The sequence below is a fragment of the Streptomyces sp. NPDC030165 genome (assembly GCF_055573595.1).
In genome coordinates this window covers 1-19,375 of the sequence record NZ_JBVIBD010000044.1, presented here as the reverse complement: position 1 = coordinate 19,375, position 19,375 = coordinate 1, and the positions used below count along the sequence as shown (strand labels likewise).

The 19,375-nt window shown below is 71.9% G+C and carries 25 protein-coding genes and 1 pseudogene; 7 read left to right on the top strand and 19 right to left on the bottom strand.

The window, feature by feature from the left end:
- Positions 1 to 260: 260 nt before the first annotated feature.
- Both ACZ4Z1_RS40705 and ACZ4Z1_RS40700 read right to left on the bottom strand, forming a co-directional pair.
- Positions 261 to 842 carry a hypothetical protein gene (locus ACZ4Z1_RS40705; RefSeq protein WP_468491754.1) on the bottom strand — a complete coding sequence of 194 codons (582 nt, stop codon included), beginning with the start codon at positions 840 to 842 and terminating at the stop codon, positions 261 to 263.
- A gap of 15 nt (positions 843 to 857) precedes the next feature.
- Positions 858 to 1,031 carry a hypothetical protein gene (locus ACZ4Z1_RS40700; RefSeq protein ID WP_468491753.1) on the bottom strand — a complete coding sequence of 58 codons (174 nt, stop codon included), beginning with the start codon at positions 1,029 to 1,031 and terminating at the stop codon, positions 858 to 860.
- A gap of 373 nt (positions 1,032 to 1,404) precedes the next feature.
- Between ACZ4Z1_RS40700 and ACZ4Z1_RS40695 the strand changes: the two genes are divergently transcribed.
- Positions 1,405 to 2,493: a restriction endonuclease gene (locus ACZ4Z1_RS40695; RefSeq protein ID WP_468491752.1), complete on the top strand. Its 1,089-nt coding sequence runs from the start codon at positions 1,405 to 1,407 to the stop codon at positions 2,491 to 2,493.
- Between the two features lie 21 nt (positions 2,494 to 2,514).
- Here ACZ4Z1_RS40695 and ACZ4Z1_RS40690 read toward each other — a convergent pair whose 3' ends face one another.
- The 4 genes from ACZ4Z1_RS40690 to ACZ4Z1_RS40675 all read right to left on the bottom strand — a co-directional run bounded on the left by ACZ4Z1_RS40690 (position 2,515) and on the right by ACZ4Z1_RS40675 (position 5,538).
- A complete protein-coding gene (locus ACZ4Z1_RS40690; RefSeq protein ID WP_468491751.1) occupies positions 2,515 to 3,081 on the bottom strand; it encodes a hypothetical protein in 567 nt (188 codons plus the stop codon).
- The gene (locus ACZ4Z1_RS40685) at positions 3,078 to 4,268 is read right to left on the bottom strand and encodes a hypothetical protein (protein WP_468491750.1); all 1,191 of its coding nucleotides are present in this window, start codon (positions 4,266 to 4,268) and stop codon (positions 3,078 to 3,080) included. Before ACZ4Z1_RS40685 ends, ACZ4Z1_RS40690 begins: the two co-directional genes overlap by 4 nt.
- 96 nt (positions 4,269 to 4,364) lie before the next feature.
- Positions 4,365 to 4,646, bottom strand: a complete 282-nt coding sequence (locus ACZ4Z1_RS40680) for a hypothetical protein (protein WP_468491749.1) — start codon at positions 4,644 to 4,646, stop codon at positions 4,365 to 4,367.
- Between the two features lie 100 nt (positions 4,647 to 4,746).
- Positions 4,747 to 5,538, bottom strand: coding sequence for a replication-relaxation family protein (locus ACZ4Z1_RS40675; RefSeq protein WP_468491748.1), 792 nt, complete (start codon positions 5,536 to 5,538; stop codon positions 4,747 to 4,749).
- A 1,051-nt stretch (positions 5,539 to 6,589) separates the two neighbouring features.
- On the opposite strand from ACZ4Z1_RS40675, the gene ACZ4Z1_RS40670 reads away from it, so the two are divergent.
- From ACZ4Z1_RS40670 to ACZ4Z1_RS40660, 3 genes are all read left to right on the top strand, one after another.
- Positions 6,590 to 6,910, top strand: coding sequence for a hypothetical protein (locus tag ACZ4Z1_RS40670; protein WP_468491747.1), 321 nt, complete (start codon positions 6,590 to 6,592; stop codon positions 6,908 to 6,910).
- 104 nt (positions 6,911 to 7,014) lie between these two features.
- Positions 7,015 to 7,509, top strand: coding sequence for a hypothetical protein (locus tag ACZ4Z1_RS40665; protein WP_468491746.1), 495 nt, complete (start codon positions 7,015 to 7,017; stop codon positions 7,507 to 7,509).
- Between the two features lie 349 nt (positions 7,510 to 7,858).
- Positions 7,859 to 8,122 (top strand): hypothetical protein, encoded by a 264-nt coding sequence (locus ACZ4Z1_RS40660; RefSeq protein WP_468491745.1) that lies wholly within the window; start codon positions 7,859 to 7,861, stop codon positions 8,120 to 8,122.
- Positions 8,123 to 8,393: 271 nt separating this feature from the next.
- Here ACZ4Z1_RS40660 and ACZ4Z1_RS40655 read toward each other — a convergent pair whose 3' ends face one another.
- From ACZ4Z1_RS40655 to ACZ4Z1_RS40640, 4 genes are all read right to left on the bottom strand, one after another.
- On the bottom strand, positions 8,394 to 9,344 hold the full coding sequence (locus ACZ4Z1_RS40655) for an ATP-dependent DNA ligase (protein WP_468491744.1): 951 nt from the start codon (positions 9,342 to 9,344) through the stop codon (positions 8,394 to 8,396).
- A gap of 63 nt (positions 9,345 to 9,407) precedes the next feature.
- Positions 9,408 to 9,629: a DUF6207 family protein gene (locus ACZ4Z1_RS40650; RefSeq protein ID WP_468491743.1), complete on the bottom strand. Its 222-nt coding sequence runs from the start codon at positions 9,627 to 9,629 to the stop codon at positions 9,408 to 9,410.
- A 286-nt stretch (positions 9,630 to 9,915) separates the two neighbouring features.
- The gene (locus tag ACZ4Z1_RS40645) at positions 9,916 to 10,470 is read right to left on the bottom strand and encodes a hypothetical protein (RefSeq protein ID WP_468491742.1); all 555 of its coding nucleotides are present in this window, start codon (positions 10,468 to 10,470) and stop codon (positions 9,916 to 9,918) included.
- Between the two features lie 259 nt (positions 10,471 to 10,729).
- Entirely contained in the window at positions 10,730 to 11,326 is a 597-nt protein-coding gene (locus ACZ4Z1_RS40640) for a hypothetical protein (RefSeq protein WP_467764299.1), read from the bottom strand.
- A 32-nt stretch (positions 11,327 to 11,358) separates the two neighbouring features.
- Between ACZ4Z1_RS40640 and ACZ4Z1_RS40635 the strand changes: the two genes are divergently transcribed.
- Positions 11,359 to 11,805 carry a hypothetical protein gene (locus ACZ4Z1_RS40635; RefSeq protein ID WP_468491741.1) on the top strand — a complete coding sequence of 149 codons (447 nt, stop codon included), beginning with the start codon at positions 11,359 to 11,361 and terminating at the stop codon, positions 11,803 to 11,805.
- On the opposite strand, the gene ACZ4Z1_RS40630 is transcribed toward ACZ4Z1_RS40635, so the two are convergent.
- The 4 genes from ACZ4Z1_RS40630 to ACZ4Z1_RS40615 all read right to left on the bottom strand — a co-directional run bounded on the left by ACZ4Z1_RS40630 (position 11,802) and on the right by ACZ4Z1_RS40615 (position 13,133).
- On the bottom strand, positions 11,802 to 12,413 hold the full coding sequence (locus ACZ4Z1_RS40630) for a hypothetical protein (RefSeq protein WP_468491740.1): 612 nt from the start codon (positions 12,411 to 12,413) through the stop codon (positions 11,802 to 11,804). The genes ACZ4Z1_RS40635 and ACZ4Z1_RS40630 overlap by 4 nt on opposite strands.
- Positions 12,414 to 12,545: 132 nt before the next feature.
- Positions 12,546 to 12,737, bottom strand: coding sequence for a hypothetical protein (locus ACZ4Z1_RS40625; protein WP_468491739.1), 192 nt, complete (start codon positions 12,735 to 12,737; stop codon positions 12,546 to 12,548).
- Positions 12,734 to 12,898, bottom strand: a complete 165-nt coding sequence (locus tag ACZ4Z1_RS40620; RefSeq protein ID WP_468491738.1) for a hypothetical protein — start codon at positions 12,896 to 12,898, stop codon at positions 12,734 to 12,736. Before ACZ4Z1_RS40620 ends, ACZ4Z1_RS40625 begins: the two co-directional genes overlap by 4 nt.
- 1 nt (position 12,899) lies before the next feature.
- Entirely contained in the window at positions 12,900 to 13,133 is a 234-nt protein-coding gene (locus tag ACZ4Z1_RS40615; protein ID WP_468491737.1) for a hypothetical protein, read from the bottom strand.
- 179 nt (positions 13,134 to 13,312) lie between these two features.
- Here ACZ4Z1_RS40615 and ACZ4Z1_RS40610 point away from each other — a divergent pair, with 179 nt between their 5' ends.
- A complete protein-coding gene (locus ACZ4Z1_RS40610; RefSeq protein ID WP_468491736.1) occupies positions 13,313 to 14,593 on the top strand; it encodes a Tat pathway signal protein in 1,281 nt (426 codons plus the stop codon).
- Between the two features lie 4 nt (positions 14,594 to 14,597).
- Positions 14,598 to 15,134, top strand: coding sequence for a GNAT family N-acetyltransferase (locus ACZ4Z1_RS40605; RefSeq protein WP_468491735.1), 537 nt, complete (start codon positions 14,598 to 14,600; stop codon positions 15,132 to 15,134).
- Between the two features lie 186 nt (positions 15,135 to 15,320).
- On the opposite strand, the gene ACZ4Z1_RS40600 is transcribed toward ACZ4Z1_RS40605, so the two are convergent.
- The 5 genes and pseudogenes from ACZ4Z1_RS40600 to ACZ4Z1_RS40580 all read right to left on the bottom strand — a co-directional run.
- Positions 15,321 to 15,869: a GNAT family N-acetyltransferase gene (locus ACZ4Z1_RS40600; protein WP_468491734.1), complete on the bottom strand. Its 549-nt coding sequence runs from the start codon at positions 15,867 to 15,869 to the stop codon at positions 15,321 to 15,323.
- 465 nt (positions 15,870 to 16,334) lie between these two features.
- Positions 16,335 to 17,717, bottom strand: coding sequence for a hypothetical protein (locus ACZ4Z1_RS40595; protein WP_468491733.1), 1,383 nt, complete (start codon positions 17,715 to 17,717; stop codon positions 16,335 to 16,337).
- 88 nt (positions 17,718 to 17,805) lie between these two features.
- Complete coding sequence (locus ACZ4Z1_RS40590; protein ID WP_468491732.1) at positions 17,806 to 18,141, bottom strand: hypothetical protein; 336 nt, start codon at positions 18,139 to 18,141, stop codon at positions 17,806 to 17,808.
- A 16-nt stretch (positions 18,142 to 18,157) separates the two neighbouring features.
- A complete protein-coding gene (locus tag ACZ4Z1_RS40585) occupies positions 18,158 to 19,099 on the bottom strand; it encodes a replication-relaxation family protein (RefSeq protein WP_468491731.1) in 942 nt (313 codons plus the stop codon).
- Between the two features lie 8 nt (positions 19,100 to 19,107).
- A pseudogene (locus ACZ4Z1_RS40580) lies at positions 19,108 to 19,375 on the bottom strand (hypothetical protein); the annotation flags it as partial.

Genomic DNA, 19,375 nt, shown 5'->3' with positions numbered 1-19,375 from the left:
TATTACCCCCCTCTCCCCCCCCCCCCCCCTCAAACACCCACACCCACCCCCCCCTCACCCCACCAGCAAAACCACCCCCCCTTGGTGCTGCCCCCCCCCCCCCCCCCCACCCCCGGGCGGCAGATCGCGCACGGGGTGGACACCTCCGGTTCCTGCGGGGCAGGGGTCAGTTCGCTTCGTTCCCCGGGCAAGACGAACGAGGCACGACGGGCCCGGGCCGGCGGCGGCCAGATGCCGGTGCCGACACCGGCCCGGCCCGCCTACGCCTCCGGACCGCTCGCTTCGTCGTCCTCGTCGTAGTCCGGCATCGGCAAGGGCTCGGCCTCCCGCATCAGCTCCGCCGTCCAGAACCGCTCCACCTCAGCGGGGTCGTGCACCGCCGGAGAGGTCACCGTGGGCTCGTCGGCCGCAGCGCCCTCCGTCCGCGTGCCGGAGACGCGGGAGCCGTCCGGCCAGCTGCGGGCGAAGCGCCGCAGGGCGCGCCGCTGTTCTTCTTCCCGCGCGATCTGGCGGGCCAGGACCGTGCGGTCGACGTGCGGGGCGACGGCGGCGAGGACCAGGCGCTGCAGTTCGTCCGGGTCCAGGGCTTCGACCTCCCACTGCACCGGTCGGGCGGCATCGAGGCCGTGGCGGCGGGCGAAGGCCGGCCATCGTGGATCGCCGCGTTTGCCCTCCGCCGGGGGCAGACCGTAGGCGAGGACCTGCCCGTAGGTGAGAGCGACGCGGTCGACCGTGGACCAGCAGCCGGTGCGGGCGACAAAGTCGCGCTCGATGTCCTCCCCCGACGCATCGCAGTCCCCGACGATTCTCCGGGGCGCCGCGAGCGTGCGATTCAAGTTCACGCAGCTCAGAAGCTGTCAGAGCGACCATAGCGGGTGCCACACGTGTGGTGCATGCAGGCGCGGATAAGCTTCTGCCGCTACGTGCCAGGGGGTCTTGATGTCCAGCTCTACCGAGAACGCCGCGCCGCACTCCAGGGTTTCTTCGGAACGGTCGGCCGCTCTGTCCATCGGGGCGATGTTCTCCGTCACGCGAGGCTTGTTCTCCCTACGCAGTAAGGGCAGTCGCGCCACCGACGTCGGTGCCGTGCGGGTCCTCCGGATCCGGGACATCGGCTCTGACGGGACCATCGCGGAACGGGATCCGACGAGTGACAGTTGGGAGACTGACGTTCCCGAACGTTTCCACTTGGAAGCCGGTGATGTGCTGGTTCAGGGGGGCGGCTTGCGAACGGGGAGTGGCGCCAGAGCTGCTGTAGTCAGGCCACAAGATCTTCCAGCAGCAGCCGGTAGCCACACCATCGTGCTCCGTCCAACGGTGGCCGTTTCGCCCGATCACATGCGTCTCATATTGGCCTATCTCCGCTCGTCTGCGGTCCTGCGCGTGACGAGGGGGCACGCCGACATGCGGCACCTGCCCCTGAAGGATCTGACTTCGCTGCCCCTGCCGCAGGCCGATGAAGCGCTCTCCTCCGCCCTCGCCGAACTGGAGATTGCAGGACAACGGATGGGCAGCTGGCATGCTGAGGCCGGCAACCTCGTGAGATCTGTCTACGATCAAGGCCAAGATGCTGGGCAGGCCAGACAGCGGATCATCGAAGCAGGACAGACGCTTCGTCTTCGGGCGGAGACCGCTGCTCAACTCGATGACTTTGGGTATATCGTCCGCACCCGATTCCCCTACCCCATCGCGCTTCGTTGGCGCGAAACCGAAGCCAGAATGAGCACCAGGGACCTTGGGCCGGCTTACGACGCCGTGCTGGAGACCGCAGAGATTCTTCTGTGCTACAGCGCTCTGGTCACCGCAGCACTGGCACGCAGCGCGTCCATTGATCTCTCGGCCGTGGCCGCGCTGCGCGGCAAGCTCTCCAACCGGCGCGGGGGGCCGGGGCTGGGCGAGTGGGTAGCGGTTCTCCAGGAGATCTCCGGGGCGAAGAAGCGGCGTGCCTTGAGCCCTGAGCATCCTCTACATGAGCTGGGTGCGCTCTTAGCTGACGATGCTGCCAGTGCTGCCCGGCAGCGGCTTTCAGCTCGTCGTAATGATCAGGCACACCTGCGTCGGGTCGACCCCGTGGATCTCCCTCGAACGCTAGAGGAATCGTTCAACGACCTGACTATTCTGCTCATGCGCGCGCGATTCCTGGCTGACTGGCCTCTCATCGAGATCACGTCCGTCGCCTGGGATGCGTTTGCCGACCGAGCCGTTCTGGGTTACCGCCGTCTGATGGGAGACCACCCTGTGGTTGCCACGGAGACGATGGAGCATCCGAGCAGCGCGGTGGAAACCGGGAGCCTCTACATGGTTGACCGCGACCACAAACTGCACCTCCTTCGGCCGTTTCTGTCGGGGCGGATCTGCCCGACGTGCCGTTCGTGGTCGACGTTCCATGCTGACTTGGTCGCTGGCGACATCGTGTTGAAGAGCCTGGAGCATGGTCATTGTCTTCCGGCAGCGGCAGAAACTACTTCCCTTCAGCAGGCGGGACTGCTTTGACCTCGGGGTTCATCCCTGCTGTCAAAGCGTCCGGTTCCCTGGACCGGACCCGCTCCGGTTGAGCTGAGCCATCAGCTCGCGGTTGGCGGTGCGAGCAGCAGCGAGGTCGTCGTCACGGTCTTGGAGCTTGAGTTTCAGGTCGATGACCTGCTGTTCGAGGGTGGTGATGCGGGCTTGGAGCTGTTCGGTGTCGTCCGGGCCGCCGATGCCGGACTCGCGCCAGACCTGTGCGCCGAGGACTTGGCTGAGCCGGCTTTCGAGGCGGCGGATGTGTGCGGCAAGGCGGGCGGTGCGGGCGTCGGCTGCCGCTAGGTCGGCTTGCAAAGAGGCCCGGCTGACCGCCGGACCCCGGCCGCCCAGGATTGTGGGCGGCCCCGCAGCCTGCGCGTGGATCTGGCCGAGCAGGTCGCGGTGGCGGTAGAGGAAGGTGCGGTCGACGCCCGCGCGGCGGGCGATCGCGGCGACGCTGGTCTCGGAGCCGTCCTTCGCGGCCTCGGCCAGGGCAGCGAGGACCCGCTGGCGGCGCCGGCCGGTGTCGGCCCGGCGGCCTTCCAGCATGGCCTGGACTGCGGGGTCGGTCGGAGTCATGCGGGTCGCTCCGGTCGTAGGTCGGGCAGGGGCTGGGGGATGCGGGGCATGCCGAGGAAGCCCTGGCGGGTCTTGCGGACCATGGCGGCTGCTTGCTGGATCTCGGCGCGTTCGGCGTCGGTGAGTCTGTCGGCCTCCTCGGTAACACGGCGGATCAGCCGCCGGACGCGGGCGATCTCCTCATCGGACGGGGTGGCCTCGGCGCGGGCCCAGTCGTCGGCCTCGGTCATCGACCGCAGCCGCTCGCGCTGCCGCAGCAGGCCGTCGAGGTAGGCAGAGAGCTCGGGGAGGTAGGAGATGTCGGTGGAGTAGTGGTCGCATCCCACGCAGCGGAACCGCAGGGGGCAGGCGCCGCCTCCGGCGGCGACGTTGGAGGGCTCGGAGCAGGTGCCGAAGGGGACCTGCACCGACCCGATCGCCAATCGGGTTCGTTCGGCGTCCAGCAAGGTGGTGACCGCTCCCCAGACGCGCTGTCCGTGGCGGTCGAACTGCATGGCGGTGACCTTGTCGACGGCTTCGCGCAGGCGTACTTCCTTGACCCGGTAGTAGCAGCGGGTCGACTCGTAGGAGTCGTGATCCATCAAAGGGGAGAGCACCTCGATGGGGACGCCGGCGTCCGCGTGGCGCTGGGCGAAGGAGTGCCGGTAGGCGTAGGGGAAGATCTTCTCCTTAACGCCACACTCTCGGAAACCCGGGAGAACGACGAACAGCAGCCGGTGTTCCCGGACGTCGTGGGCCGCGCGGGCCCGTACGACGTCGACGTAGGACTGGGAGCCGAAGCCGCGCACCACCAGCACCGGAATGCCCAGCTCGCCGACCCAGCCGGTCATCAGCGTGCGCAGCGTGTCCTTCTCGGCCGCGAGGTACAGCGCGCACGGCTGGCCTTGCGTACGGTCCAGGCCGAACTGGTCTACCACCTCGCGCAGGAAGGTTGCGGCGTCCGGCCAGGCGGGCGGGACGTGGACCTCGCGCAGGGTGTCGACCAGGTCCGGGAAGTCACCCCGGCGCCGGGCCTCGGCGCACCGCGCCGACAGCCGGCGGTACATCGGCGGCGAATTCGCGATCACGCCCTCGGCGACGAGCCGGTAGTGCAGCTGGCGCAGCGTGCAGTTGCCCTGCCCGTAGCCGTTCGCGATCTGCCGCGCCCGCGCCACCACCGCGGCCCACCGAACCCGCCGTAAGCCCATGCCGGTACATGTACCGCGCTGCACCGTGCAGCGCCACGGTGCGTCGGACAGAGTCGCGCCGCAGCCGCTGCCCTCCTCCCGGCGGCAGCCCGGCTCTCAGGGCACGTCGCCGCCCCAGTCCCACCGACCCGCGTCTCCGGGCCGCGGGTCGTACAGGGCCCGGCCGCCGGCGCCGAACCGCCCGACCTCCGTCATCAGCGCGACGCCCGTAGCGATCTCGTCCGGCGTCCAGCCGGTGATGTCGAGCAGCAGTCCGTCCAGCGGCCCGCCCACCAGTTCCGCGTACGTACGGCCCGGCCGCGGGCCCGGGTGCGGGTCGTCGAAGTCCGTGCCGTAGACCCGGCCGCGCAGCAGCTCCTCATCCCTGTCCCTGTCCATACGGCCAGCTTCCCAGCCGGCACCGACAACGCGGGCGGCCTTCCCCGGGGCAGCGCGGACAGCGGCGCCCCGGACCGTCGGCCCCGGGCGGCCGGTCCGGTCAGCGGCTGAACGCCTCCGGGTAACGGGCACGCCGACGCGAGGGGTCGTCCGCGGCGAGCTCGTACCACGGCTCGCCGCGCTTCAGGCGCGGCAGCGTGGTGGCCAGCACCGCGATGGTGATGCCGTCGACGTCGCGGGCCAGAGCCTCAAGGCGCCGTTGGAGGCGGTGTTCGGGCAGGCCGGTCAGGACGACGTGCAGGGTCGGGAAGAGGCGGCTGCGGGTGTAGCGGTGGCGGGCCCAGAAGTCGTACGTGCGGCCGATGGTGCCGCGCGCGCCTTCCCAGATGCGGTGGCCGGCGTAGCGCTCGTAGTCCCAGACCTCCTTCGCCAGGCGGGCGCGGGTCATGGTGCCGTTGTCGACCTCGAACAAGCTCGCCTCGCTGGTGGCGGTGGGCAGGGTGAGGACGGCGTCGGTGCTGAAGCTCAGGCCGATGGTTTTGATGGCGTGGTTGACTTCCACCTGCCAGCCGGTCAGCTGGTGGCGGCCGCCGTAGGCGAGGATCGTCTCGGTCACCGCGATGCCGTGCGGCCCGAACCCGGCCCTGATGCCCTTGGCCCCGGTACCGGCTCGGGGGCGCGGCAACAGTTCGTTCCCTTCGCCCAGAGCCTTCAGCCCTGCCGGGGTCAGGTTCCAGATCGGGTGCTGGCCGTGCTTACCGTTCGTCTCCGCCAGTCCCTGGGTCTTCAACTGCTGCATCGCTCTGCGTACGTACGACCGGCCATCCGAACCCTCCGCCGTGATCGCCTGAGCTATCTGCCGGACCGTGGCCATCCGCACACATCCCAGCATCCGCAGAGCATCCGCACGGACCCGGGAAGCCGTAGGAGTAGACCTGGTCCCGGTCGCTGACGCTTCAGGGACAAGGAGAGAGGTGTCGGCCTGCCGGAATGCGGCCGGGCAAGGTGTGTGGCCTGCGGTTTTCTGCGCGTCCGCTGCTGCGTTCGCGGCACTGGTCGCGGCACTGGCCTGTGCGTCCTCGGCAAGGGGGCGCGCGTCAGCCGGCTCCGCCGTCCGGGCGCCATCGTTGTACATCATCGCGGGTGATCTCCAGCGATCGTGCGGGGCTCCGGACAGAGTCCCGCGGTTCACCCAGACAGGGGCCCGGCCCAGTGCACGCGTGTGACCGGCCACCGCGCATTCCTCTGCGGAGATCCGCTGCCGGTCTCCGGCTCCCCCGAGGCGGAGCCGGCGGCCGCGCCGCGCATCTCACGCCCGGCCGCGCCGCGCCCCGGCAGACGCGCGCATCCGGCACGTCCCGGCGCGCCCGGTGCGCGCCAAGGAACGCGCATCCGGCGCGCCGGACAGCGCATGCGCGGCATGCGCGCCTTCGAGGCGCGGCGCGCTCGACAGATGCGCGGCGCATCTCAGGGCCTGGTCCTCCGGGCGCGCTTGCTGGCGCCGTAGCACAGCGCCCCTTGCCGACACCCTTGCCGAGCCCGGCCGCCCCCTTGCCGACCAGCTCCGAGCCCGCGCGCATCCCCTTGCCGGAACCCGCATGCGCGCTCGGCAAGGGGCGCGCGGCCGGGAACCGAGGAGGCTGAAAGGAGCAGGAGGAGGTGAGGATCGTGGGCAAGCACAGCAGTGGAAAGGGCGGCGGGTCGAAGAGCAGCGCGGCCCAGCGCATGAGTCCGGCCGCGGCGTCACGGGTGCAGTCCGCCGGCGCGAAGAAACCCGGCAGCCGTACCGCCGCGAGCGGGTTCGCATCCCGGGCGCAGTCGGCCGCGGCCAAAGGCGGCGGATCTCGTCAGGAAGGCGGCCGCTGAGACCGCCGAGGCCCCGCACGGTGAGCAGCGCCCGCCGCTCGGCCGGTCTGTCAGTGGCTGCTCGCATCATGAAGGGCGTGAGTGAGCAGATCGACGAACCCGAGCAGGTCCCGCCGTGGCGGCCCGAGGACGGGCCCCGGCCGCGGGTGTGGTGCTGGCCGCCCGGTGACCAGCCGGCCCTGTACGTCTACGACGGCGGCAGGTGGAAGTACGCGCCGGTGATGGCGCGCCTGGACCACGCCGACGGCCGCACCGAGTACCAGGTCACCCTCCAGGCCGACCCTGACCGGGGAACCGTGCACCGGGCGTACTGGTGGCCCCAGCCCGGCCTGCGCCGAGCCCACGGCAGCCGCGCCGAGCCCACCGACCGCGAAACCCGTCCCCGGCCCTCGGGCTGAGTGACCGGCGCCCGCACAGCGGGCCGGTGGCCGCTGCGCCCCTTTCGGACCGGTCCGCGCGAACGCCGCCGCCGGGATACTCCCCATCGCTACGCTCGGCCGGTATGACGAGGGTCGCGGTGGGCGCGGTACAAGCGGCATGGGACCAGGCGGTGGTGCTGCGCTCGGGCGACGATCCGGGCAGGATCCCGGCTCTGGGCGAGCGCATCGCGGCGGCCACGGCCACCCACGGCACCGGCGAGCTGCTGCGCGGGACGATTGTGCTGCTCTGCGGCGCGCTGGACCAGATCGGCGCCGGCGCCCCCGGTGGCGAGCGGTTCGCCCAGCGGTTCATCGACACCCTGATGAACAAGATCATCAGGCAGTGGTCCGGATACGTGGAGCTGTCCGACCTGGCGATGGTCCGCCACGTGGTGGCCGTCGCCATCGAAGGACGCGACGCAGTCGCCTGGCGGGAGCAGGCCGGGCCGGTCCCCGACAGCGAGCGGATCGCGATGACGTGCGCGCTCGCGCTGACCGCCGACTTCGTCGACCACGTCGACGGCCCCGGAACGTGCGAGCGGCGGCTGCTGACGGCGCTCGGCGGCGCCCTCGACTGACCAGGCCACACCGCCGCGGAGCCGGAGCACAGGAACAGTGCCGGGCCTGGTAGACCCTCCTGCGCAGGCCGCCCGCAGATGCCCGCCCGGATGACTGCCCGGCCACCTGATGCTGGCGGGCCTCGCCGGGTTCGTCATGCCCGTGCCGGGGCCCGCTGCACACGGGGCATATCGGCTCGGCCGCAGGGGCAGGATCGGCACGCCCTCGCTTCTGAAGAAGGCGAACGGGGCCCAGGCGGGCCGGGCCGGCGGCGGCCAGACGCCGGTGACGACCCGGCCCGGCCCGCCTGCCCCGCGCCGCTGCCTTCCTTTCATCCCGGCCTCGGCACAGGGACGGGAGACTGGTGCGGTGACCCATACTTCTGCACCCCGCGCGCTGGGCCGGGGCGTTGCCCAGCTCATCCCCCAGCCCGGCGACGCCTCCGCGGCCAGCCGCGCCGCCGCCTCCCTCGCCGCGCTGCGCACCGTCACCGTCCACGCCGGCGTCCTGGAAGCGGCCGTCGCCCTCCTGGAAGAACTGCAGGACCCGGCACGCGGCGCGGACGACGCCACGGTGGCAGCCGCGGACGCCACCGTCACCCTGCTGCGCCAGGCCCTGTGTTCCGGCACCTGACGGCTTTCAGGCAGCCACCTGCGGCATGGGCCTGCCCTGCGCGGCACGGACCGGCTCCAGGCACCGCATACAAAGAAGGGGGTTGCCTCCGTACCCGTAGCGGTGGCACGGCTGGTGGCACCGGGCGCACCTGCCGACCTGGTCGGACGGGCAGGTCAGCGCGATGCTCGGGCGGGCGGCGGGCGTGGTCATAGCGGTCAGGTCCTCTCGTTCAACATGAAAGAACCGATCCGCCGCCCCGGTATTCCCCGCCCGCTGGCAGTGGGGTGGCCTACGGAACGGCGGGGAGCTCGTCGACGGCCAGGTCCCCGCGCACGCGCACCGCGCGGGGCCGGTGGCGGAAACGCCCGAACTCCGAGGCGGCCGGCTGGTCGGCCTCGATCTCCACCACCACCTCCGGCCGTACGGGCAGGTAGGAGACCGGCGGCGCGCCGGACAGACCACCGACGGTGCCCGGCAACTCGCGGCGTCCCTCGCCCTGCGGGCGCAGCAGGCTGGCGAGCTGGTGGCGCAGCGCGGCCGACAGCGGCAGGCTCACACCCACGGCCCGCAGCCCGCCCCGGGTGCGGGGCAGCCCGAGCACGAGGGCCTGGGTGACGGGGGTGGCGCCGGTGACGCCGAGGACGGCAACGTCCAGGGTGTGGCGCTGGCGCCACTTGAGCCAGCCCGAGGCCGTACGGCCGGCCGCGTAGGGCCGGTCCGGCTTGGACACCACCCCTTCGACGCCTCCGAGCGCGCCGACCCAGCGCATCGCCTCCTTGATATCGCGCGTGGCCGGCACCGGGCGGATCTGCGGCGGCCCGCCCTCCAAGAAGTCGAGCAAGGTGGCGCGGCGCTCCCCGTACGGGCGCGGGCGGCAGTCCGTATGGTCCCCGACGGCCAGGACGTCGAACGCGGCCAGGTGCACGGTGAAGTCGGCACCCTGCTTCGGGCCGCGTCCGGCCCGGGTCTGCAACCGCCCGAAGGAGATCTCCCCCGCCTCCGTGACGGCCAGCAGCTCACCGTCCAGGACGCAGTCCGGCAGCTGGCGCGCCACCTCCGCCACGTCGCTGAAAGCCCGGGTCAGCTCCTTGCCGTGACGGCTCCAGATACGGCCGGAGCCGGTGTGCACGCTGCAGCGCCAGCCGTCGAGCTTGGCCTCCATCGTCCACCCCGGTCCGGTGCGGATCTTGTCGACGTGGCGCGCCAGGGCGAGGCCGGTGGGAAGGGAGAACGGTGGCACGCATCAGCCCTACCCCGCCGCGCCCCGACGGCCCGCCCCCATCGGTGAGTCCACTCCCCCGCGTTAGATGCAGGGCGTCCCGTCCGGCTCCCGCCGGATGTCCACATAGGCCCGCATCCGGACACCGGCCTGGCCGGGGACCCGCCACGGCCGCGACGGTCCGCTGGACCACCACAGCGCGCACAACGCCTGGACGGCCGCAGCCGCGGTCTCCTCATCACCGGCCACCACGTCCACCGCGGCCAGCCCCGGCCCGGCGATCTGCACCTCACTGATCGGCTTCACGCATCACAAGACCGTCCGGGCGGCCCAGTGGTTCGCCCACGCCCCGGAGATCACCCGTACGGGCGGCGAACAGCCCGATGCCAGGAGCCTGGCCGCGGTGAAGCAAGGGGCCACTGACCGGATCGACGGCTCCGCCGAGCGCGCCCGGACACCGCCACCGCCATCGGGCTTCTGCGGCGAGCGTGCAGGACGCAGCTGACCACCACACCCTGTAGCGGCCAGCGCCGCGGATCGCCTGGGCAGGAGGGCCGCGCGGCCACCGGGCGAAGGTTCGTGTCCTGCGGTGCTACGCGCCGGACTCGGCCTGGCGCAAGCAGGGCTCCAGCACGCGCGCGAGCGTCTGCAGCGCGTTGTCGATTTCCAGATGGTCGACGATGCCGGTGGCGCCCGACAGCGCCGGATCGTCGCACGACCAGCGGGTCCCTTGTGCGCCGCAGGACACGCGTACCGTCACCGGTCCGCCGCCCGGGCGGTTCAGCGTCAGTTCCGCGGTCTCGATGTACGGCACTTCGCCGACCGCGTCCGCGCGTTCCTGGGCCTGGGCGGCCAGCAGGTCTGCTTCGCTTTGCCGCTGGGCCCACAGTTCGTGGGAATGCTGGCGCACCGCATTGGCCTGGTAGGCCAGGTCCGCTATCCGCGGGCCTGGATTGTCGGTGTCTTGCGGAAAGCGCGGGTCGGGCTCGGCCAGCACGCCGAGGTGTTCCAGCGCGCGGCCGGTGGCGAGCACCGCCTGCTGCAGCGGGTCCAGCTCCGTGACGAGCCTCATCGGTACCTGGCCGTTCACCTGGTCTGCCAGGTAGCGCAGTGTCCTGCCGTCGGGGCCGGATGGTGAATCGTTCATGTGCCCGACGCTACCTGCCGTCTTCCGGCACCCGGCAGCAGCCGCAGCCGCGACGGTCCCGCAGCGGCTTCGGGACCGTCGCGGCAAGCGCCGTACGGCCTATCGTTCCGCGCGGCACACCTCTGTGAGCGGTGCACTGGAGAAGGACGAGCGCGTCCTGTTGCCGGTGCCCGAGTAACACGCCCCGAGGCTCGGTCCCCGGCGGCCTTTCGGCTGCCGGTAGCAGACCCTCGTGTCATGGGGGCCGCCCTGACGTAGGTCAGGTGGCCGCGGTCGCCTTCGGGCATCGGGCCAGCAGACGTCCGTACGCGAGGCTCATGGACTGCGGCACCACACGGTCGGCCGCGCGCTGGACGCGGTGGAAATACGGCAGCAGTCGCGTGAAGGCGGGGCGTCCGGCCCAGAAGGCGGCCGCGTCAGGGGCGTGCTCGGCGAGGTCGACGGCGTACTCGAACGCCACGATTTTGTCGGCGACTGCGGCCGCCATCAGCCACGGCACCGTTGTGAGCGTGCGCAGGTGCGCGCTGCCGGCGGCCTCGGTCGGGTGCGCGAGGACGGCGTGCTCGGCGTAGAGGTCGCGGATGAAATCCAGCGTCAGGGTGCCTGCGGCCGTGGTGACACGGGCTTCCATGCCGTCTTCGGGGGCGAGGTCGGGGGCGTCGTGCAGCAACGTCGCGGCGATGACGTGCGCGGGGGCGTCCGGGCAGTGTGCTCCGAGGGTGCGGGTGACTTTGAGAGCGTGTGCGATGGCGGGTGCGCCGTCGATCCGGTGTCCGTCGCACCATGCGACGGCGAGGCGGAACGCGTTCTCCACCTCGGGGTGGTTTTCGCGGGACTGGGTGATGAAGCCGGTCACGGCTTGCTCCTGGGATGGCTAATGTGCGGACTGTGACTGATGCCGCGCCCCGTCTGGCGCCCGGCCGTGAGCACCTGGTGTGCGGGGTCTGCCCGTCCCTGTGTCTGCCGCTGGGCGGCTTCGACGTGGTGCCGAAACCGTCGAAGGAGTCGGCGTACGAGCGCGCCCACGGCTACCGGGTGCTGCGGGACGGCGGGACGCCGGTGTGCGTGCATCCGGACCGGGTCGGGCTGCCGGCCGGCGCCTACGCGTCGGCCGGGGCCCCGCTGCCGGGGGCGGGCGGGCCCGCCGACCCGCCTCCGCTTCCGGAAGGGGCTGACGGGCTCGACCAGTGGCTGCTGGCCTACCTCGGCGGCGTCGAACCGCTGGTGTTCGAGGCGGCGCTGCAGCGCGTACATGAGGTGGCGGCCGTCCGGTTCCCGGCGGACCTGGTGGTCACCGCGCTGCGGCGGGTGCTGGGGTCAGGCCGGCTGTCCTAGGCTGCGGCGGCGGCCACGGCCTCCTGCTCCGGCGTGAAGCCGATGTGGTGCCGGCGCCCCAGGTCCGCGATGCCGATGGACGACAGGAGCATGTCGAGGATGCGGTGCCGGCGAGCTGCCTCGGTCTTGGGGATCCAGTACCGCTCGGGCGGCTCGGCGTCCCAGGCCGCGACGTAGACCTGGTGCGTGTAGTCGCCCGGTTCCCACCCGAAGGTCTCCTGGTCGGTCATGTGGACCAGGGCGAGGCCGGTCTCGGTCTCGAACTTGCGGGCCAGGTTGTGCTGGGCGAGCAGGGCGTGGACCATCTCGTCGACCGGGGCCGGCACCACGAGTTCGGCGGCCCGCTCGTCCTGCCCGGTGATCTCGTGCACCGCGCTCTTCATGGCCATCACGCGCTGGGCCTCCAGCCACAGCGGACGCGCGTCCGTGGCCAGGTCGAAGCGGGCGATGGTGGTGTAGCCGGTGTAGGTCCCCCAGCAGTCCGGGTACGCGAGGGTGCTGGCCTCCAGCCGCGCGAACTCCGGCCACGACTGCAACGTCAGGAGGATCTCGCGGGCGCGGGCTCCGACCTGTGTGGGGTCGGGCAGGGTGTTCATCTGGTCATCCATCGTGGCTGTCCTTCCGGTGGTGAGGTGGCGGCCCGCCCGCGGGTGCGGGCGGGCCGTGCCGCTCCCCTCGGGGGAAAGGGGCGACATCTGCGCCGCGCGCCGGGGGCGGTCGCCGGCCCGGCGCGCGGCCGTCTACGGGCTGTCGGGCAGGGTGTCGGCGGCCGCGGCGACCGGCTCCTGGCCGTGCTGCTGGTCGAGGTCACGCGTGACGATGTCGGCGAGCAGTCCGAGCGCGGTGGCATGAGCGGTGGCCCACAGCACTCCGGCGCAGACCGCGCCCAGTTCGCGCGGCCGCCACCGGTGCGGTGCGGCGTGCGCGCTCACCTCCGTACCGCCAGCGGCTTCGTGGTCCTGGGCGGGGGCGGCCGCCGGGGGTGCGCCGCGGTTTCGTGCAGCGCGACACGCGCCAGGATGTCGTCCAGGTCGGCGCCGGGCTGCTCGGCTTCGGCGCGCAGTCTGCGGCAGTCGGGGCAGTGCCGCTTCATCTCACGCCTCGCCCTGGGTGTCGGCGGGGCGGACGCGGTCGACGGGACGTGACCAGACCGGGCCCTGCCGGCCCGGAGGGCGCAGCCAGATGTGGGTGGCCTGCCCCGCGGGGCGGGGCGTGCCGGTGGCGTCGCCCAGAGCTTCGACGACGGCGGGGGTGCCGCTGACGGTGTCGGTGGCCCGGGCTCCCTTGTGCAGCGATGACATGGTGCTCGGGTCGGCAGGGGGCGGCATGGCAGGTCCTTCCGGCGAGGGGGCCTGTGTGATGCGCGCCACAGGCGCCGTACGTACAGAAAACCGGCGCCCGCGGTCTTCCGTCATGCCCAGCGGGCCGAATCCCGCGTGCATGCGCCCTGCCCAATTGACCGTTCCTTTACCGGGTTCGGGTGGTGCTGCGGTCCTACCGTGGGTTCATGGAACGCAGGCGCAATGAGGCGCTGGTCCGGTGGATGGATGCTCATGGCATGACGGTCCGGGAGCTGGCCGACGAGGTGAACACGGCCATCGGCCGCCTGAGCGGACGCCAGGGCCAGGTCAGCGAGCGCACCATCCACAAATGGCGCAGCGGCACGGCCCGCTGGCCCCAGTCCCTGCAGAGCGTCGCGTTGCACATCGTCACCGGCCGGGACATGACCGAGCTGGGTTTCGTCGTGCCCGCCCGGCGGGCCGCCGCCGGCGCGCAGAAGGGAGAAGCCGTGCACCGTCGCCGCTTCGTCACCGCTACCGCAGGATCAGCTCTCGGTGTCGCCGGCAGTACGGCAGGCGCCGTTGCCGATGAGCGGCGACGGCGGGTGGGCATGAGCGATGTCGAGCGCCTGACCGCGAAACTGGCCGACGTCGTGGCCAGTGACAACCGGCACGGCGGCACGGTGGGCATCGAGGCCCGCGCCGGCGCGCTGGCCCGGCAGGCACTCGACCTGCAGCAGCGCGGCACCGCCTCCGCCCGGGTCCGCGGCCACCTGTATTCCCTGGCGGCCGCGTTCACCTCCTCGGCCATGTGGGCCGCGATCGACGGGCGCCGTCTGGAGGCGGCGCAGCAGCACATGCACCAGGCCGTCACGCTGGCGGGCCTGAGCGCCGATTCGCCCGTGCAGTTCCGCGTCTGGGGCCACGCCGGTGCGCTGTACCGGCAGCTGGGCCGCTACACCGATGCGCTGGCCGCCGACGACGCCGCGCGCGCCACCAGCATCGTGCGCCGCGATCCGCTGTACGCCTCGCTCGCCCACGCCCGCACCGCCGTCCACCTCGGAGACCTCCACGACCCGCAGGCCGTGCTGCGCAGCCTCGGCCACGCCCAGGACGCCCTGGGCCGCGCGGCCTTGACCGCTTCCGACCGCCCGCGGCCCCCCTGGATGGACTTCTACGACCAGGCCGAGCTCGAACTGCTGGCGCTCATCGCCCACCACAGCCTCGGCCGATGGGCCGACACCGAAGCCCACGCCCACCGCCACCTCGCCCAGCTCCGCCCCGACCTGCTGCGCAACCGCGCCTTGGCCCTGGTGCACCTGGCCCGTGCCCAGCTCGAACAAGATGCCCTCGCTCCGGCGCTGGCCACCGCGCGAGCCATCCCCCGCGACGCGTGGCACGGCCGTACCGGACGTCTCTTGAATGATTTCACCGCCCGTCTGCAGGCCCTTGCTCCCGACACCCCCGAGGCCCGCGCCTGGGCCGACCACCTCCGAGAGAAGGCATAGCCACATGACCACGGTCCAGTTGCGCCACCACCACGATGTCGACGCGGTCCGGCCGGCCCTTCTGACGGTCTACGCCGACGTCTACGCCGACCAGGACGACGCGTTCCACTCCACCGACCGGTTCGATGAGCGCCTGAGCAGCCACGCCGCCCGCCCCGGCTGGGAGGCCGTCATCGCCTACGACGGCGGCGAGCCTGCCGGCTTCGCCTACGCCGTGCCCCTGGGCCCCGACACCGCCTGGTGGGACCACATGATCACCCCGCTGCCCGAGGGGTATGCCGTCGAGGACGGCCACCGCACCCTCGCTTTCAACGAACTGATGATCCGCAAACCCTGGCGTGGCCAGGGCCTGTCCCAGCGCCTGCACGACGAACTGCTCGCCCACCGCGACGAACAACGCGTCACCCTCCTCGTCGACCCTGCTCACCCCAAGGTCATGGACCTGTACCGCACCTGGGGATACGAAGAAGTCGGCCGCCAGCAGCCCTTCCCCGACTCCCCCGTCTTCGCCGCCATGACCCGCCCGCTGCACCTGAGCTGACCGACGAAAGACGACTCAGTGCGCGCCCCTCAAGGCCGGCCCTGCTACTCACGCCGGTGCGCTGAAGGAGAGCAGCTCCGAGTCCCCGAAGCCCATCGTCTACCGCGCAGCGCTCGCCAGCATCGACGTATTCGATCTCATAGACGCCCTTTCCCGACGTCGGACCCCGAGTGCCGCCGGCCCGGTCTATCCAGCCAGTGTCTGCCAGCGGCTGGCCAGCAGGCCGTACAGGAGGGTGTCGGTCCACTCACCGGTGTTGATGTTCAAGGTGTACTCGGGGCGCCGGCCTTCGAGGCCGAAGCCGACGCGTTCCAGCAGGCGGCCCGAGGGGGTGTTGCGGGCGTCGCATTCGGCGGACACCCGGTGCAGTCCCCGGCGGAAGAGGTGGCCGAGCGCGGCGCGTACGGCTTCGGTGGCGTATCCCTGGCCGTGCAGGGCCGGGGCGAGCGTGAAGCCGAGGTCGGCCTGCAGGCAGTTGTCGTGAAGGTTCACGCCGAGGTCGCCCGCCAGGCTCCGGTCGGCCTTGAGTTCGATGGCGTACTGGAACCAGCCGGGCTGCTCGGGATCCTGTCCGCTGTAGACGCGGGCCTGGTGGATGGCGGCTTCGGGTGTGAGGGGCGAGGGCCATGCCTGGTAGCGGGCTATGTGCGGGACGTTGCGGTAAGCCGCCATGGGAGCCGCGTCCTGGACCCGGAAGCGGCGCAGGACCAGGCGCGGGGTCTCGATCTCGGTCATCGGCGTAGTCTCACACGGCGTGGCTGAGCCCCACCGTGCTGTTGGAAGGGTTCTGGGGTTTCTTCGCGGCTGTGCACCGGTCACTGGCCCGGGAAGGTGGGCTTGTGCAGCTGGCGCCGGGCCCGAGCCGCTGCAGCGCAGGCCGCGGGACATGGTCTGCGCCGCATCTCCGCCCCGGCCCGGCGGGACACCGAAGACTGCGCAGGTCATGGGCTGAAGTGCCGTCTGGCCGACCGGCGCCGCAGGGCGCGCGGCACGCTGATCAGGAATTCTCTTCCTCCGGCTATCGCGTAGGAAGAGATGTCCGCGCGGGCGAGGGGCCTGCCCACAGGGTCTGACCTGCATCGATGGGGCACGGCGTCAAAAGGGCTTTCCTACCCTCGGTCCAACCCTCGGTGAAACTATGAAACCAACCGTGGGGCAAACCGTGGAGCAAACCATGAGACCTACCCTCGGTCCAACTCGTCATCGGCGGGCGCGCTCGTCCAGTTCGGCACGCAGGGCGGCGAAGGCGCGCTCGGCTGCCTGCTGGTCGCGCAGGGCTTCCATCCACCCTTCGCGCGCTTCGGCGTCCGGCTGACGCCGCGGGCACGCACCACGAATGCGGCGCCGGTACGTCTCCAGCGGAGAAGCGCTTTGCGGGGCCGGGAGCGACTGCCAGAAATAGCTCTCCGGTTCGCGCAGGCGCGCAGCGTGCCGGGACGGCTGCACCGGTACCTCGGCGCGACGGGCCGCGAGGGCGTTGCGCAGGCCGGGGCGGAGCTCGGCCTCGTAGTGCTGCCAGGCGGGGGTAGCGGTGTCGTCCAGGGAGCGGAGCAGGGCGGTGTAGCGCTCGGCGGTCTCGTCCGCGGCAGGGGTCTTGGCGGGCTGGGGCGCCGGGGCGTGGGTGGGTGGAAGGTCGCCGGTGTGCTGGCGGCGTGCCAGTTCGTGGTGGACGTAGGCGATGGGGTTGCGGAGGTGTCCGGGCACCCCCCAGGTCTGCAGTTCGACGGCCAGGCTCTGGGCGGTCCAACCGGCGTCGAGCAGGGGGCGCAGGGCGTAGGCGAGTTTGCGAGAGCAGGTGCGGTGGAGCCACCAGATCTCCGTCTGGAGCTGTTCGGTGGCGGTGATGTTCTGGGCGCAGCGCTGCGGGGTGGTGCGGTGGTGATGAATGGTGGGGGTTTGGCGCGTCGCGCGCGTGCGCGAGGTGTAGTTAATACCCCCGTCTACCTGCACCTGTAGGTGGTCTGTGGAGACCACCACAGAAGGGGTGCAACGCTCCCGGCCGGCCTGGGTGGCCTTGCGTCGGGCGTCGGCGATGGCGCTGTGACGGCCGTAGGAGGTGACGCCGATGATGCGGGCGTGGTAGCCGTGTCCGGACAGGCGGCGGCCGCGGGCTTCGTCGTACGCGGGCGGGGCGACGGCGGCGAAGATCGTGGCGGTGGCGCGGTATCCGTCGCCAGGCTTCCAGGTGCCCCTGGTGCGCCGCACGTTGGCCTTGGTGCCGTGTTCGACGTAGGCGATCAGGCCGAGCTCGCGCAGGTGCTTGGCGGCGTACATCACGGTGCGGCGGGAGACGCCCAGGGCGCGGGCGGTGGCGTCGGCGGCGAAGACGAAGTGGCCGTCGCGGCTGCGGCGCATGCGGGCGGCGAACAGCTGGGCCAGGCGCAGCGTGGTGGCGCCGGCCTTGGGGTGGTAGCCGCTGGTGATCATGTGGTGGGCGGCGGCGAGGAAGTCTTCACCGCGGCGCAGCCGCCGGGAGGCGGTGGTGCGGTGTTCCTGGTCGTCCGGGTCGAGGACGAGCGTGAATTCTGGTCGTGCCGGGCCGGTTTCCTCGGTGCGGTGGCCGCCGGTGGGGTGGTCGGGCATGATGAAATGCGCGCTTTCCTAGCGGGGAGTGCTGACGCCGTGAGGCGTGGTGGCCGCGGAGGTGATGACTCCGCGGCCACCGTCGTGTTCAGTGCGGGATGCGGGCTCTGTCCCCGTCCGGCGGGGCCGTGGTGGGGGTGCGGGGGACCAGGAGAAGGTCGTCGATGCTTCCGCGGCCGCCGGTCTGCTGCTGCCAGCCCTCGTAGAGGTGGTGGATGACGGAACGGGCGATCAGTCGGTACTCCTCCGCGGACTGTTCCTGTCCGGCGAGCGTCCCTATCGGGCGGGTGTGGCGGTACAGGGCGAGCATTTCGGCGATCAGCGGGGTGTGCGGCCGTTCCGCTGTGTCCAGGTCGGTGCAGGCCGGCTGGTGGGGCTGCGCGGATGCGGGAGCCGGCGGGTTGGGCGTGGTGAACCAGAACATCGGGGTCTCCTTGTCGTCAGGCCGCGGTGGCGGCGGGCGCGGTGGTGGGGGCGAGCCAGATGTCGGTCGGGGTGGCCGGGCCGAGCACGGGGGTGACGATCGGGGCGAAGGGGCCGCGGTCGCGCAGTTCGTCGAGGGTGGTGATGCCGGCCTTGACGCCGGCGGTGGGCAGGCGGGGGTCGGCCGCGGCGAGGCTGCGCAGGTCATGAATGCGGCGCTGGAGCCGCGCGGGCGTGGCGCCGGTCAGGACCAGAAGGACGCGGGGGTAGAGGGGGTAGCGGCTGCGCCAGGCCGGCTGGGACCTGGCGCTGTGGCGTGCCGCGCGGTTGGCCGGCTGCGGGGTGTAGGCGTGGTAGGCGGCGTAGGCGTGGAGTTTGTGGGCGAGGCGCCCCACGGTCATCTGGGCGCGGTCGACCTCGATGAAGAAGGTGAGCAGGGTGCGCCGGTCGGCGTCGGTGTGGACGTAGTGCAGGACGGCGTCGGGGACCAGCGTCAGCTCCTCGCCGGGGCGGTCTTCGGCGCGGTAGTAATGGGCGATCTCCGGAGTCCAGTCGAGGGGGCCGCATTCGTGGCCGAGGCGGGCGGCGTGGGTGACGAAAGCGGCGCCGGTCTCAACGGTGGCCAGGGTGTGCTCCTGCAGGGGCCCGGCGGCGGCCTGCCGGCTCATGCGGTAGGGACGCTTGGCCAACAGGCCGGTGGCTTCCACGGCTTCAGCACCGTGCTCGGTCAGCCACCACAGCAGTTCGGTCTGACCGTGGCGACGTCGGTTGACGCAATCGGCCAGGCCGTCGCTGCGCAGGCTCCGAAGCTGGCGGCGGAGGTATTCGGAGGTCGTGTTCTGGGGCGTGATCAGGCGGTGGAGCTGGCCGGTGGAGACCAGGCGGTGCTGGTAGAGGACGTTGAGGGCGTGCTGGCCGGTGGCGCTGACGCCAGCGGGGACAGGGTGGGGGTAGGGCACGGTGGCTCCTATCCGAGGTGGGTGTGCTGGTCGTCGCCGGGGCCGCCAGCGTCCTGGGGGCTGGGCTCGGGCAGGGCGGGGCGGGCGGTGAACAGCGCGAGGATGTCGTCGTCGAGGGTTTCGAGGGCGTCGAGGATCTCGCCGACCGGACGCCTGCGGGTGTTGGTGTCGATGGCCCGGTGCAGGGCGGGCAGGCCATCGGGGTTGTGGTGGTGGGCGAAGATCTCGTCGACGGGCAGGCCGCGGACGCGGAAGGGCTTGGTGGGGCGGCCGTCG